The sequence below is a fragment of the Thermoanaerobaculia bacterium genome (assembly GCA_018057705.1).
In the GTDB taxonomy this organism is placed as follows: Bacteria; Acidobacteriota; Thermoanaerobaculia; order Multivoradales; family JAGPDF01; genus JAGPDF01.
This window is the reverse complement of record JAGPDF010000004.1, coordinates 124,169-137,908: the sequence shown is the minus strand read 5'-3', so window position 1 is coordinate 137,908 and position 13,740 is coordinate 124,169. Positions and strand designations below refer to the sequence as shown.

12 protein-coding genes are annotated in these 13,740 nt (G+C 68.7%); 8 read left to right on the top strand and 4 right to left on the bottom strand.

Annotated elements, in window-relative coordinates:
- The first annotated feature begins 303 nt into the window (after positions 1-303).
- Positions 304-804: a hypothetical protein gene (locus tag KBI44_02500; protein ID MBP9143327.1), complete on the top strand. Its 501-nt coding sequence runs from the start codon at positions 304-306 to the stop codon at positions 802-804.
- A gap of 33 nt (positions 805-837) precedes the next feature.
- On the opposite strand, the gene KBI44_02495 is transcribed toward KBI44_02500, so the two are convergent.
- The 3 genes from KBI44_02495 to KBI44_02485 are packed head-to-tail and all read right to left on the bottom strand — an operon-like array spanning position 838 to position 4,226.
- Positions 838-1,515 carry a hypothetical protein gene (locus tag KBI44_02495; GenBank protein ID MBP9143326.1) on the bottom strand — a complete coding sequence of 226 codons (678 nt, stop codon included), beginning with the start codon at positions 1,513-1,515 and terminating at the stop codon, positions 838-840.
- Between the two features lie 7 nt (positions 1,516-1,522).
- On the bottom strand, positions 1,523-3,211 hold the full coding sequence (locus tag KBI44_02490) for a serine hydrolase (protein ID MBP9143325.1): 1,689 nt from the start codon (positions 3,209-3,211) through the stop codon (positions 1,523-1,525).
- A gap of 40 nt (positions 3,212-3,251) precedes the next feature.
- Positions 3,252-4,226 (bottom strand): YafY family transcriptional regulator, encoded by a 975-nt coding sequence (locus KBI44_02485; protein MBP9143324.1) that lies wholly within the window; start codon positions 4,224-4,226, stop codon positions 3,252-3,254.
- A 105-nt stretch (positions 4,227-4,331) separates the two neighbouring features.
- Between KBI44_02485 and KBI44_02480 the strand changes: the two genes are divergently transcribed.
- The 5 genes from KBI44_02480 to KBI44_02460 all read left to right on the top strand — a co-directional run bounded on the left by KBI44_02480 (position 4,332) and on the right by KBI44_02460 (position 9,226).
- Positions 4,332-5,000, top strand: a complete 669-nt coding sequence (locus tag KBI44_02480; GenBank protein MBP9143323.1) for a LysE family translocator — start codon at positions 4,332-4,334, stop codon at positions 4,998-5,000.
- 64 nt (positions 5,001-5,064) lie between these two features.
- Positions 5,065-5,502: a hypothetical protein gene (locus KBI44_02475; protein ID MBP9143322.1), complete on the top strand. Its 438-nt coding sequence runs from the start codon at positions 5,065-5,067 to the stop codon at positions 5,500-5,502.
- A 538-nt stretch (positions 5,503-6,040) separates the two neighbouring features.
- Positions 6,041-6,442: a toxin-antitoxin system HicB family antitoxin gene (locus KBI44_02470; GenBank protein ID MBP9143321.1), complete on the top strand. Its 402-nt coding sequence runs from the start codon at positions 6,041-6,043 to the stop codon at positions 6,440-6,442.
- Positions 6,443-6,531: 89 nt separating this feature from the next.
- Positions 6,532-7,932, top strand: coding sequence for a hypothetical protein (locus KBI44_02465; protein ID MBP9143320.1), 1,401 nt, complete (start codon positions 6,532-6,534; stop codon positions 7,930-7,932).
- A 43-nt stretch (positions 7,933-7,975) separates the two neighbouring features.
- Positions 7,976-9,226 (top strand): hypothetical protein, encoded by a 1,251-nt coding sequence (locus tag KBI44_02460; GenBank protein MBP9143319.1) that lies wholly within the window; start codon positions 7,976-7,978, stop codon positions 9,224-9,226.
- A gap of 57 nt (positions 9,227-9,283) precedes the next feature.
- On the opposite strand, the gene KBI44_02455 is transcribed toward KBI44_02460, so the two are convergent.
- Positions 9,284-11,815 carry a hypothetical protein gene (locus tag KBI44_02455; GenBank protein ID MBP9143318.1) on the bottom strand — a complete coding sequence of 844 codons (2,532 nt, stop codon included), beginning with the start codon at positions 11,813-11,815 and terminating at the stop codon, positions 9,284-9,286.
- A gap of 95 nt (positions 11,816-11,910) precedes the next feature.
- Here KBI44_02455 and KBI44_02450 point away from each other — a divergent pair, with 95 nt between their 5' ends.
- On the top strand, positions 11,911-12,624 hold the full coding sequence (locus KBI44_02450) for a hypothetical protein (GenBank protein MBP9143317.1): 714 nt from the start codon (positions 11,911-11,913) through the stop codon (positions 12,622-12,624).
- 138 nt (positions 12,625-12,762) lie between these two features.
- Positions 12,763-13,644 (top strand): hypothetical protein, encoded by an 882-nt coding sequence (locus tag KBI44_02445; GenBank protein MBP9143316.1) that lies wholly within the window; start codon positions 12,763-12,765, stop codon positions 13,642-13,644.
- Positions 13,645-13,740: the final 96 nt, after the last annotated feature.

The window sequence follows — 13,740 nt, the reverse complement described above, 5'->3', positions numbered from 1 at the left end:
CGGCAGAGTGCGCGAATGCCCGGTGCTCGGCGTCAAGTTCGCTCTCCTCGGCCACAACGCCGAACGCGGCGCCGCCGGCGCGAGCCTGCTCAACGCCGAGCTCGCCGTGGCGACCGGCTGGTGGGCCTCACCGGCACCTTAGATCCCCGCCCCGGCAGCCGACCGGAGAGCGATCTTGCGAGCCCGGGCTGTCCCTTCTCGAGACGTGAAGGCGGAAAGGTCAGAAAGAGCTCCCTCGAGCTGCTCACGGGTCCGACCTCCGGAGTAGATTGACCAGAGCTCTGTTCGCGAGGAGGTGTCGCCGTGCGTCGACTGTCGAACCCGGCTCCCGGCAATGGTTTCCGGCGCTCCCTGGTGCCCGCGATCCTGGTGGGGGTCGCGCTCGCAGCCTGCGGCCGCCCTCCCGGTTCGCCGATTGTGCCCGACGAGGCCGCGCTCGCGCTGTCCGAGCCCGGTGCGCCCTACCGGCCTGCTGCGCCGACCGACTCCTGGACGGGGGGGTTCTCGTTTCAGAATCGCGTCTGGGTCGTCGAGAGCTCGAACGCCGTTGCGATCCGCTCGGTGCGGATCTTCCTCTGGGACGGCACGCTGGTGATGACTGGCCCGGGATCGGAACCGGCCTTCGGGCGCTGGATCTTCGAGCGCGGCAGGCTGCGGATTGTCGAAGCGGGGATCTCCTACGAAACCGACATCCTGGAGAGCTCCGGCAATCGGCTCCATCTCCGAATGAAGAGCCCCGGAGAGCCGGTGCTCCTGGAGATGCGCGACGCCCGCCCGCCCTGGGTCGACGCCGAAACGCGCTGAGCTCGCCGTGGCGACCGGCTGGTGGGCCGCCGGCTAGCGAGACAGGTGTTCCGCAGCCTCGGCGCGCCGACGGATCGCGGCGAGCCAGGTTCGGCGCAGGAAGGCGCTGCCGGGGTAGATCAGGCGCCAGTAGGCGGCGAAGCGGCGGCGGGCGCCGGGGCTCGTCGCGACGATGCGGGTCGAGGTCGACAGGCGCACCCAGCCGTCGCTGTCCTCTGTCCAGCGGAAGTTCATCGCCGCCTTGGCATAGCCAGGTGCGGTCAACGCCGCGAAGGCCTCGACGCCCGGGGCCGGCGGCGGTTGCGGCACTTTGCCGGTGGGAGCAATGACCAGGGTGCCGACGACGATCTCGCCCGGGACACGGGAGAGCTCGATGAAGCCGGCGCTGGTGGCGACAGCGAGAAGCGGGCGGTCGGACGGCGGCGCGAGGATGCTCGGCTCCTGGCGACTTCCGGGCAGGCGCGGATTGCGGATCCAGGTGAGCGTGCGGAAGCCGCGAATCTCGCCGGCAGTGACGGCGTCGATGGCCGCCTCGACCGCCGCGGCCGAAGCCCGGATACGCGTCGAGTGGACCTCGGAGAATTGCCACTCGGGGATCGCCGCGTCGAGCCGGGTCGAGGGCGCCGCGATGCGCGCCGTCCTCGCCGGCAGGAGCAGCGCAACCCCTGCGAGCAGCACCAGGCAACCGCCCAGCAGCAGGAACGTCGTCAACGACGGCTCACGGCTTGCGCGGCGCCGGCAGGTGCTGGCCGCCCTGGTGCAGGGTGAGCGAAGTGGCGCGCCCGTTCTCGAGGACGAAGTCGATCTGCGCGTCGACGAGCTTGAAGAAGAACCGGATCGTGGACTCGGGGTAGATCTCGAGCTTCTCCTGTCCGGTCGCCTGGGCGAAGAGATGATCGCCCTCCTGGGTGATGGCGATGTCGAAGCCCGGCGCCAGGGCGTAGACGCCGACCAGGGCAGCGTACGCCGCGCTATCGACCGCGACCTCCTTGAGCGGCGGTGGCACCGGCTCGTCGGTGCGCAGCGAGCGGAAGACCGGCCCGATTCCCTGGTCCACCATCAGGGCGACGACGCTGCCGCCGGCGCCGCGTGCGAAGCGCACCGGCGTCCCGCTGTCTGCGGTCTCGAAGGCGTCGGGCCCGATCGGCACGAGCGTCCGGAGATCGCCGCCGGTGCGCTGCAGACGGAGGGTCTCGCCGTCGCGGGAGACGATCCGGCGCACTCCCGAACGCTCCGGGACGAGGTAGACGCCGATGTAGGCGTCGAGCTCGGCGGCGGAGAGCTTCAAAGGGGCAGGCTTCTCCTTCTGTGGCACGCCGAGAACCGATTCGGCGACCCGATGCGCGAGGTCGTGGGTGTCCTGCGTCGGATTGTTCGAGAGGATCACGACGAGCAGCTCCTCGCCGGGCACACGCAGCAGGTCGCAGGTGAAGCCGTGGATGCCGCCGCCGTGCTCGTGCGTCGGGCGACCCGCCACCTCGGTCATGGCGTTGCCGAGGCCGTAGCGCGTCGCGACGCCGTCCTGGTCGCCGCCGCGAAGGACCGCGGAGGTGAACATCCGATCGCGCGAGGCCGGCGAGATCACCCGGCCGGCCTCGAGCGCGTCGCTCCAGCGCGCCAGATCGTCGACAGTCGACATCAGGGAGCCCGCGGCATAGGGCTGGGTGAGCGAGAGGTAGGGGGCGTTGGCCCAGCCCTCGGGTCCCTTCACGTAGCCGGCGACACGGCCGCGCACGATCTCTTCCTGGTGGCCGTACCGCGAGTCGGTCATGCCGAGCGCAGCGAAGAGCTCGCTCTCGACCACCTCTTCGTAGCTCTTGCCGGTCACCTTCTCGATCACCGCGCCGAGCAGGACGTAGCCCGAGTTGCTGTAGCTCCAGAGCGTCCCCGGCGGAAAGTCGAGCGGTTTGCTCTCGAAGAGCGCCATCAGCGTCTCGAGGTTCATGTCTTCGCGCCAGCGCGGAATCCACTCCGGCATATCGGTGTAGTTGGGCACCCCGGCGGTGTGGGCCAGCAGCTGCTCGAGCGTGATCGTCGCGCCGCCGAACGTGGCATCGGGAAGAAACTCTGTCAGCGGGTCGCTCAGGGAGAGCCTCCCCTGCTCCGCGAGTCGCAGCACGACCGCCGCGGTGAACTGCTTGGTCACCGACCCGATCTCGAACACCTGCTCCGGCACCACCGGAACTCCGAGATCCATCTGCGCCATTCCGTACCCCTTGCGCAGCACGATCTCGCCCTTCCACTTCACCAACACCGCCGCCCCGGGGCCGTCGGCGGGATAGGCCGCAGCCAGTAACGCGTCGGCTGCTTGGCGAACCTCGTCGAGGGGGGCGCGGTCCGCGGCGGCCGACAAGAGTGCGGGCAGGAAAGCGGTCAACAGGGCCAGAACTGCGATCGGTCGGCGCATGGAATCTCCGAGGGGGAAGAGCGGTCGCTTTCGCGCCATTCTAGCTACGGTTGCGCCGCGGAGTCGTAGCGTCGGCCGCGGTGGCGAGTGTCCTGGCGTGGCGCCCGAGGGCTGCGGCGAGCTCCTCCGGCTCTCGAATCTCGAGAGCGAACGGCAGGCGGGCGAGCTCGCGGGCGAGCCAGTTCAAGTCGTCGGTCTGGGAGTGGAGGAGGACGCCGCCGTTCACCTCCTCCAGTGTGCCCAAGGTTGCGAAGATCTGCCGCTTGGCCGTGGCGAGGTCGGTGTGGAGGAGGACCTCGGCGCGGTGGGCTCGGGGGAGGGTGGCGATGGCGGTCGAGATCGCGGCCAGGGTGTCGAAGTTCTCCGGGCGCGCGAAGGTCCGGCTGGTGCGCGCCACGCTCGGAATGCGGTCGACGCGGAAGGTGCGCGGGCCTTGCCGCAGGTGGCAGTGCCCGACGACGTACCAGCAGCCGCCGCGGTAGGCGAGGCCGTAGGGGTCGAGGTCGCGCTCGGTGCGGCTCCTGTCGGCGGCTTCATAGACCACGTGCACCGTGCGCTGCGCCTGCGCCGCGGCGGAGAGCGTCGCGAGGACGTGGCCTGCGGCCGGCGGACCGCTCGCCGGGAGGTCGAGCTGCATCGTCTCGTCGGCGGCGCGCAGGCGGCGTTTGAGGTCGGCCGGCATGACCCGTTCGAGCTTCGCCCGGGCGCTCGTGAGGCCGGCTGCGGTCTCGCCGAGGCCGAGCGCGCTCGCCGCCAGGAGACCCAGCGACAGCGCCAACGCTTCGTCGTCGGTGAAGAGCATCGGCGGCAGCTTGAAGCCCGCGACCAGGGCGTAGCCGCCGCCGGCGCCGCGCTCGGCGGTCACCGGGATGCCCATCTCTTCGAGCGCGACGATGTAGCGTCGCACCGTGCGCCGATCGACGCCCAAACGGCGGGCGATCTCGGCGCCCGAGAGCTGCCCGTGCGCCTGCAGCAGCTCGAGGACCGCGAGGATCCGGTTGGTCGGTGAACCCACCCTGGAAGGGTATCAACGAATAGGGCGGTATTCGCCCTCTATCGAATCCAGACTCCTCCTGTACGCGGGACTCCTTCCCGCGCCACGCATCGCAGGAGTGCTGCCATGGCCCCGGCTTCGTCCCTCTGGATCTTCTTCGGACTCGTCTTCGGCATCGTTCTCCTGCCCGGCCTCGACATGGCCTGTGTCCTCGCGAGTTCGCTCGGCGGCGGCCGGCGCGCCGGCCTGGCGTCGGTCGGCGGCATCGCCACCGCGGCGGTCGCGCATGTCGCGATCGGCGCCCTGGGGATCGCGGCGATCCTCGGTGTGGTGCCGGGCCTCTTCAACGCGTTGCTCGTTCTCGGGGCGGCCTACATCGCCTGGATCGGCCTCGCGCTCGCCCGCAGCGGCGTGACCCTGGCGGGCAGCTTCGGTAGCGCCTCGGGAGAGGGCGGGGCGGCGGGACGGGCGGCGAACGCGGTGACCACAGCTTACCGGCGCGGCATGGTGACCAATCTGCTGAATCCCAAAGCCTACGTCTTCATGCTGGCGGTCTTTCCGCAGTTCGTGCGCAAAGAGTGGGGGCCGGTCTGGGCGCAGGCGATCGTTCTCGGCGCCATCATCATCGTGACCCAGCTCGCGGTCTACAGCCCGCTCGCGCTCGCCGCGGCGCAGGCGCGCGGCTGGCTCGTCGATCGCCCGCAGGCGCTCGCGTCCGTCGGCCGCAGCATCGGAATCCTGCTGATCGCCGTCGCGCTGGTCTCCCTGTTCGAAGGCTGGCGGGGAGCGACCTGACTCAGGTTCGGCTTTCCCTGTCCCTTCGCCGGGCGATTCGGCGGATTCGGATCAGGAGGCTGCCATGGGCTGGATCGAAAAGGGTTGGGAGGAGCTGTCGAAGCGCCTGCGCGTGGCGCTCGAGCCCTATCGTGACGGCGAGGAGCTCGTCGGTGTCGTGCATGCCAATCAGCTGGGCCTCTTCTCGGCGCAGCTCTTTGCGATCGGGGTGACGCCGACGCGGCTCATCCTCCTGCCGCTCGATCGGCGGAGCGCCGCGGCCGGCGAGCCGGTCGTGCTGCGGGCAGCCGACATCGAGGCCTCGGCGATCTGGGGCTGGGGCGGGTCGGTCGGCGACTGGATTCAGGCGAGCTCGGGCCAGCAGCTCCGCTTCACCGCCGCCGGGCGGAAGTACAAACTGATGGTTCTCGGCGGCAACCTCCTCGAAGACGCCCTCTCCGGCCCCAGCCAACGCTCCGGCCTCCAAGCCCTCCTCGATTTCCTCCTCGCCGCCAGGAGCTGAGCCAGCTCCCGAGCGGGTCGTCGGCGCCGGCCTGGAGTTGGGGGCTCGCCTTTCACTCTTCGCCTGAATCCGGCGCGCCCGAAGCTCGAGGCGCTCGGCCGAGCTCCGAGTGGTGAGATGCCCTCCAGCGTCCTCGCGACGCCAGATGCAGAGGGCGATTTACGTCTTTACCCTGTGTCGTTGGACTTCCCCGAAGACGATCAGGTCAGCTGGAAAAAGGTTGACCAGGAGTGGCATTAATGGCACCATCGCTCGACAGGCGCTCTGCGGCACTTCTCCCTCGCCTGGAAGAGACACCCGGGAGCGTGACCTTTGCCGAGTTGCGGCGGTTCTGCGTCGCGGTTTTCGGGAGGGGCGGGAGGGGCGGGAGGGGCGGCGAAGGAAGGCAGGGCGGCGGAAGCCACCTGCTTTTTCACACGGGCCTGCGGGAGTTTCCGATCGTGAACATCCAGCCGCGCGGGAAGATGGCGAAGCCCTACCAGTGCCGGCAGGTGGCACGGGCCGCGAGGGCATGGCTCGCGAAAGGAGAGGGTTGAGGATGGAGCTCTCGGATCGATACTCCTACCGCGTCTTCTGGTCCGAGGAGGACGGCGAGCACGTCGCAGTTTGCGCAGAGCTACCCGGTCTCTCCTGGCTCGACAAGAAGGCGGAGCGGGCCCTCTCGGGGGTATTGCGCGCGGCACGCGAGGCGGTCGAGCTGCTACGCGAGGAGGGTGGGGCGGTGCCCGAACCGCTCATCGACCGGCGCTACAGCGGGACCTTCAAGGTGCGGATTCCCCCCGAGATCCACCGACGCCTGGTGCTCGAGGCCGAGGAGCAGAACATCTCGCTCAACCGGCTGGTCTCGGCGAAATTGAGTGCGCCGCTCGAGCGCCCCCCGGGTGCAGATCTGCGGGAGGCTCCGGCGAGGTATCGCGCCCCGCGTCACCCGCGAGCCTGACAGGAGTTGCGACTTCGGTCGCCCACTTGGCCCCGACTTCCGGTAGAAGCCGCACCTCCGAAAGAAGCACCTTCTCGGGGAGCCCTGACATGTCCGCACCTGTACCGATCTGTTTTCGCACCGCAGCCCTGGCGCCAGTCGTCCTCCTTGCGCTCGTCGCTCTGGCCTCGCCGGCGAAAGCCGTCGATGGCGATGGCGACCCGACGTTTCGCGGCACGGGCTGGTTCGTCGCCGATGTGCCGAGCCTCGGCGGCAAGGCCGCGGCTGTCGCACCCGACGGGCGGTTGCTCATCGGCTACACCGCCAACATCTCCGGCACCGATCGCGACCTGCGCGTCATGCCTGTGCCGGATACCGGCATCACGACTCACTGCCCGACGCTTCACCCGGACCTCGGCGGAACGAACGACGACCGCTTGCTCGACATCGCGGTCCATGGCAATCACGTCTATCTTGCCGGCCGAGCGGACGGGCCACCGGAAGATCCCGACCCTCAGGGAGTCATCGGCGCCTTCGACCTCGGAACTTGTCTGCTCTGGCCGACGTTCAGTGGCCCCGCCGGGCTGGCGTTCAACCCCGATCAGCCCGAGGAGCTTCCCGCTATCGCGATCGACTCTTTCGGCGCCGTGCGCGGGGCGCTGCTCTACGGACCCGCCGGCGACCGGGCGTTGGTGTCCTTTGGGCTCACCCCCAACGGAATCATCGACGACTCCGAGGTGGTGGACTTCGCCGCCTTTGGCGCCACGTCCTTCGAACCCAAGGGAATCGCCTTGCAGCCGAACGGCAAACGGATCGTCGTCGGCACGATGGTCCTTGCGGGTGGAGATCGGGACATCGGCGTCGCTCGATTGACGTCGAGCGGCGCCCTCGACACGAGCTTCAGCATCGACGGTCTCGCCGGCTTCTCCTACGACATCGTCGACTCCGGCGACGATGAAGGTCTCGCGGTCGCGGTGCTGCCCGGCGGGAGCATCGTCGTCGCCGGTCGGGTCGAACGGGCCTTGGGCTTCCAGGCGGCCGTGGCGATCCTCACCCCGACGGGGGGATTCCAGAACTCATTCGGGTTGGTCGGGCGCTACGCGTTCGATTTCCTTGCGCCGGATCGGCTGGACACCATTCGCGCTCTCGTCCTGCAGGGCGACGGCAAGATCGTCGTCGCCGGTTCGACCGCTCCGCTGGCGCCCCTGACGGACTCCGACTTCGCCCTGGCGCGGCTCTCCATCTCCGGCAGCCAGCCGCTCGATGCGAGCTTCGGTGGGGGAGGGACGGAGCGCGTCATCTTCGACCAGGGGGGCAACCTCGCCGACGTCGCCTACGACCTCACCCTCGGACAGGGCGGGAAGATCACCGTCGTGGGCGCCGTCGCTACCGACAACGGCACCGCCATCGCCGCCGCACGCCTCAAGAACTCCTACATCTTCGCCGACGGTTTCGAGTGGGGAAACCTGCTCGGCGGCGAGTGGGGCGGCGTCTGGGGTGGCAACGAGTAGCCGGATCGCGGGACGGCGCCCCGGCGGATAAGATTCGCCCGCGATGCGCGCGAGCCGATTCCTGCCGCTGTTGATTCTGCTGAGCCTCGCTCCCCTCCCGGCCCACGAGCCGCACAAGCCGGCGCTGCCGGCCGGTTCGGCGGCGGTCGCGGTGGCGGCGATCCCTCTCCCCGAAGGCTGGGTCGAGAGCCGGCCGCCGGCGGGGGCGGGGGCGTTCGCGCCGATGCTCGTGGCGGATGGGGACGGCTTCCTCGCCACCTGGATCGAACCGGTGACGCCCGCGGGGCACCGCGTTCGCATCGCCCGCTGGGATGGCCGCTTCTGGACCTTTCCCGCGACGATCCGCGAAGGTGCCGGCCTGTTCGCGAACTGGGCCGACGTGCCCGGGGTCGTGCGCGCGCCGGACGGTGCGCTCTACGCCTGGTGGCTCGAGAAGTCGGGCCCCGACACCTACGCTTATGACGTGCGCCTCGCGCGCTCGACCGACCAGGGTCGGACCTTCGAGCCTCTCGGGACGCTGCACGAGGACCGTTCGCCGGTCGAACACGGTTTCGTCTCGGCGGTGCGCGAGCGCGCCGGAGTGCGGTTCTACTTTCTCGACGGGCGGGCGACTGCGGGCGGCGGGCCGATGCAGCTGCGCACCGTCCTCGTCGAAGGGGATCGAATCGGTCCGTCCGAGCTCGTCGACGAGAGCGTCTGCGACTGCTGCGCGACTGCTGCGGTGGAGCTCGCGAACGGCTCGGCCGTCGCCTATCGCGACCGCACCGCGGGCGAGATCCGCGACGTCCAGGTCGTCCTCCGGCCGGAGGGCGCGGCGCCGCTCACGCAAGCGCCCGCCAAGGATGGCTGGAAGATCGCCGGTTGCCCGGTGAACGGCCCGGCGCTCGCCGCGAACGGCAGCCAGCTCGCGGTCGCCTGGTTCTCCGCCCCTGGTGACCGGCCGCGCATGGCCGTCGCGCGCTCGGCCGACGGCGGCGCGAACTGGAGCGCGCCGGAAAGCGTCGTCTCGTCCAAGCCGATGGGTCAGCTCGCGCTGGCCCCGCTCGACGCCGGTTTCGCCCTCTCGTGGTTGGAGGGAATCCCCGGCGGCTCCGAGCTCCGCCTGGCACGCCTCGAAGGCAGCGGCAAGCCCGGCCCGTCGCAGGCCATCGCCCGCACCGGCGCCGGCCGGAGCGCCGGCATCCCGCGCCTCGCCGCAGCCGGGAAGCCCGGGAAGCGGCTGGCACTCCTTTGGGTAGATGCCGGGAGTCCGAACGCGCCGATCCTGCGGTTCGCGACCCTGCCGGCGAACTAAGGCAGCTGAGATCTGGGGCTCGAACTACAAGCCCTGTCCGAGCAGCTCAGGATGGTCTCAGTCGAGGCGATCGGTCTCGGCCTCCTGGGGACACGCGAGGCTCTCGAAGATCTCGCTCAAGACGAAGTGGTCCGAACCGGCTCCCTCGGCGGGGCAATACATGACGACTCGTCGACCCCGATCGCGGGTGAGGTGGAGGTACTCGACATGGGCACAGTCGGTGACATGACTCGTGAAGTAGCCCAAGTCGTCGATGGAGCGCTGGGTTACGACGTTCAGAAGCAGCGCACTCTCGGCGGCGCTCAGCTCTCGCGACGCGCCCTGGCAAGTGAGTTGCCCCACACCCTTCGCGAACCGGATTTCGCGCCAGGATCTGCCGCTCCAGTGGCCCTTGGAAATCCAGGCGAAGATCTCGTCCGGGCCATCGGCGCGAAAGAGGTCCTGCCGCAGCGCGAGCTCCCGCTTCGAGATCGCGGAATCAGAGAGGCCTTTAGGGTCGCCAGGTACCGAGTGACCGAGAATCCAGGCCCGTCCCGGGTACTTCTGCCAGAGAATCTCGCGCGCGGTGACGCCGTCGTTTGTCTCCAGGTACCTCTCGGTGGCTTTGGAGACCGCGTCATCGGAACCCAGCAAGAGAGGCCTCACGAGCGAAGGTGGGAGCTCATGGTCGACGATGCGGGCCGCTGCGAAGAGCGCGATCCGACTCTCGGAGCTCCCCTCCTGGAGCACCTGTCGAATTGCCCGCGAATCCTGGAGCATGATCGCCCCGATTCCCTTCGAAACGCCCTCGCGCAGAAGCGACTTCCGAAGCAGCTCGAGGGCATTCGCGCGGACCGCCTCTCTTCGTAGCAGCAGCGCTGACGTAGTTGCGGCGTCGAGTCGCCCTGAGAGAAGGGCTTCAACGAAGTACTGGTCCAGAGCGTGGGATGTCCAGTCCGCGAGCAAGTGCTTCAAGCTCTCCGCCGTCCCCGGCTTGGTTGCTTCCAGGGTTGGGATGCGCGCCAGAAGCGACTTCGCCAGCTCTTCGGAGGGTTGAAAATCGCTCCTGACAACGAACTCGCCGATCTGCACAGCGAGGTCAAGCGGCGCCTCGCTTCCCATTGAAATGCGAGATTCGTAGATCTGCTCGCGGCCCGAGGCGGTCGAGGATTGCTCCGCGAAGCGCTCGATAGCATCGGACATCTCTACGACTGAGAATCCTCCGATCTCGACAAGTGCGCGAATGATTGCGTGCCGGAAATAGAACTCCGTTTCCCGCTGGAGAGCTAGTCGGAGGGCTGGGATCCCCTCGCGAGCGCCAAGACTCCCCAGCGTATCGGCAATGTACTGCGACCATTCGTCGCCGCGCTCGAGGGCGAGAATGAGCCCTGGAATCGCCTCCCTCAGTCCGACTTCATCGACGCTCTGTATCAGTCGAAGCCGGTCGGGAGCGTCGGACCAGGTCGGATCCGAGATCCATGGCAGTAGGGGACGCAGAGCATCCTCGCGGGCGCTCTCGAGCTGAAACCGGATCAGGATCCCGACTGCGTGGTCGTGAACAATTCGATTTGGACTTCCGACGAGTTCCGAGATGCGGGGGATCCAGAGGTCGGGGTCCTTCTCGACCGCGGTTGCGAGAGGAGCGAAGCCCCAGGAATCGTCCTGGAGATCTCCGAGGGAAGGGTTCTCCAGGAGCTGGTAGAACCAGGCATCGCGTCCATCCCAATTGGAGCTCAGGAGTGCCCGAATGGCGGAGTCGACCGCTCGTCCAGGAGCCTCAGCGTTCTCGGCAATTTGCCGGAGCTGATCCCGGAGCTCCGCGGCATGGCCGGCGTCGCGGTTGGCTTCCGCTCCTTCGTAGAGCAAAGCAAGGGCGAGGGCTGCGGTCCGCGGCGCATCACTGCGCGCGAGCTCCTCGAGAACGGGCGCGGCCGCCTTCCAGTCTAGTGCTGCGAGCGCTTCCAGGTGATCTGAGGCCTCGACGTAGCCGTCCTTGTCGATCGCCAGGCGAGCCGATCCGATCAGGTCGTCCCGGAAATACTCGCTGTGCGTCATCAGCCAGTCGTGAACGGCGGACTTCCAGGGCTCTTCGCACCAAGCCTCGCCGACGGATCGGTCATAGATGTTCTTTACGGCACTGAACACCTCTCGTTCCAGAGGCAGAGTCGGGATCAGGTCCGGCAGACGCGCAGGGTAGGCGGCGACGGCGTGGAGCAGAGCCGCTGTCGGGGGGTGAATGGCCTGGTTTCTCGGCGGGCGAAACCCAATGGCCCAGTATCCAAGAAGCGAGAGCTCGCTTCCCGCTCGGAGATCATCGGGGTCGGGTGGAGTTGGCTCGCGATACTGCATCGCGCGCTCAAACATGACAGGAGAAATCATCGCCAGCAGGTCATCGAGCATCGCGCCGGGCGAGTCCTTGCCGGTATCGAAGCCTGCCAAGGCGCTGGCGAATGTGAGCAAGCAGAGTCCGAGACAACAGGCTGATCGCAGCGAGGTTCTTCTCACAACCTCAAGCCTACGCCTTCGGCGGCGAGTCGCCGCACACGCTGAAGTACCAGCCGACTTGGCGGGCAGGAACGCGACTTGCCGCACCTCCGGCGTCAGACTCACTGGCAGCGACTTCGATTGACTCGCAGGGATCCCGGACCTATCCTGCCCGCGTGCCCTTCCGAGCCGGACAGTTCGCGGTAGTGGCGGCCCTCGCGATGGGAGTTCCACTGTTCGCCGATGCCGTGCCCGGCTGCCCGGCGAGCTTCGAGGATCTCGACGGCGTCGCGACCTATTACTTCGGCGACGGCGGCGGCAACTGCTCCTTCGCGCCGTCAGCGGACCTCATGTACACCGCGGTCGCGGCGCCGGACTGGGCGGGTTCGGCCGAGTGCGGGCGTTGTCTCGAGGTCTGGGGACCGGAGGCGCGCATTGTCGTGCGGGTGGTCGATCAGTGCCCGGAGTGTCCGTCCGGCCACCTCGATCTCTCGCCTCAGGCATTCGACCTCATTGCCGATCCGATCCAGGGCATCGTGCCGATCTCGTTCCGGTCGATCCCCTGCCCGGTCGCCGGCAATGTTGTGATCCATCAGAAGGACGGCGTCAACGCCTGGTGGTTCGCCATCCAGATTCGCCAGCATCGCTACGCGATCGCGACGGTCGAGCTGCGCGAATCGGGCTCTTCGACCTGGCAGCCGATGGCGCGCCAGGACTACAACTACTTCCTGCTCACCTCGGGCCCCGGTCTCGACTTCCCAGTCGACCTGCGGATCACCGATGTCCACGGGCATGCGATCCTCGAGAGCGTCGCGGCCGTCGCACCCGAAGGGGACACCCCAGGAGTCCACCAGTTTCCGCGCTGCGTCGGCCTCTTCGCCGACGGCTTCGAGAGCGCGACCGCCGCGCCCTGGTGGAGCTCCGGCACCCCTTGACCGGCTGCTGAGAGGTCCGGGTGGAACCGCGCGTGGCCTCGGCGCACCCTGGCCTGTCGTCTTCGCGGCCCTCCCGCCGTTCTCGAAGGAAAGCCCGGGCCTGCCGCCCGGGTTGAACTTCTCCGGAAGGAGAGTCCCATGGACTGCCAGAATCGCAGGTCCGCTCGCTCGCAGCCGCCATCGTTCGCCGCCCTGGCTCTCCTCGGAGCGCTCCTCGGTGCGTTCCCCGGTCTTGGGGCCCAGCCGGCGCGGGCCCTGGAGGTCGTCGAAGGCAAGGCGATCCTCGCCCACCCTGCCGGCAAGGCGGTGATCGAGGCCGGGAAGCTCCTCGAGGCGGGCCGGCTCGCCGAGGTCAAGAAGGCGAGCGCCAAGGATGTCCGCGACGAGTGGGCGGCGACGTCCGCCGCCGACCAGAAGGCGGCGGCGGAAGAGGCCGCCAAGAGCGCCCCCGCAGCGAAAGTCCTCGCAGCGGAGATCGCCCGTGGCGGCATCCTGACGGACTACGGCGACTCCGCGATGCTCCGCTCCGAGTCGGCGGACGGAAACAGCACCATCATCGCCTTCGTCGCGCTCGAGGACGGCAAGTGGAGAGTTACCGCCGGTCCGAAGACGATCGACACCACGCCGATCGAGGAGACCGCGCCGCCGATCGAGGGTGCGGCGATCCTCGAGCACGAGATCGGCAAGGCGGTCGTCGCCTTCGCGAAGGAGATCGCCGCCGGCAGGTTCGACGCCGCCGAGGCACTGCGCAGCGGTCCGGCAAGAGCCAAGCGGGCCACCGAGTCGGCGCAGGAGCGCAAGGAGAGCGACGCCTACTGGAAGTCGACCCTGCCGGCGCCCGCCGTTCTCGCCGACCAGATCCGCACCGGCGGCAAGATCACGTTCGTCGGTGAGAAGGCCTATCTTTCCGTCAGCCAGAACGTCGTCACCCCGAACGCCGACGGCAGCACCAGCTATTCCTCGAGCTCCATGTCCGTGCCGTTCGCGCTCGAGGGCGGCAAGTGGCGGGTCGCGGACTGAGCTCCGGCGCCCGGCTTGCCGTAGGCTCGGGGCGTGGAGATTCGGTTCCGAAGCCGGGGGGGAGGCGCGCGGTGTGCCGTTGTCGCCGCGAGCCTG

What these genes read in the sequence shown, in the direction of transcription:
- KBI44_02445 (MBP9143316.1), top strand. Translation starts at nt 12,763, where the DNA reads ATGGACTGCCAGAATCGCAGGTCCGCTCGCTCGCAGCCGCCATCGTTC.
- KBI44_02460 (MBP9143319.1), top strand. Translation starts at nt 7,976, where the DNA reads ATGCGCGCGAGCCGATTCCTGCCGCTGTTGATTCTGCTGAGCCTCGCT.
- KBI44_02490 (MBP9143325.1), bottom strand. Translation starts at nt 3,211, where the DNA reads ATGCGCCGACCGATCGCAGTTCTGGCCCTGTTGACCGCTTTCCTGCCC.
- KBI44_02480 (MBP9143323.1), top strand. Translation starts at nt 4,332, where the DNA reads ATGGCCCCGGCTTCGTCCCTCTGGATCTTCTTCGGACTCGTCTTCGGC.
- KBI44_02450 (MBP9143317.1), top strand. Translation starts at nt 11,911, where the DNA reads ATGGGAGTTCCACTGTTCGCCGATGCCGTGCCCGGCTGCCCGGCGAGC.
- KBI44_02465 (MBP9143320.1), top strand. Translation starts at nt 6,532, where the DNA reads ATGTCCGCACCTGTACCGATCTGTTTTCGCACCGCAGCCCTGGCGCCA.
- KBI44_02475 (MBP9143322.1), top strand. Translation starts at nt 5,065, where the DNA reads ATGGGCTGGATCGAAAAGGGTTGGGAGGAGCTGTCGAAGCGCCTGCGC.
- KBI44_02470 (MBP9143321.1), top strand. Translation starts at nt 6,041, where the DNA reads ATGGAGCTCTCGGATCGATACTCCTACCGCGTCTTCTGGTCCGAGGAG.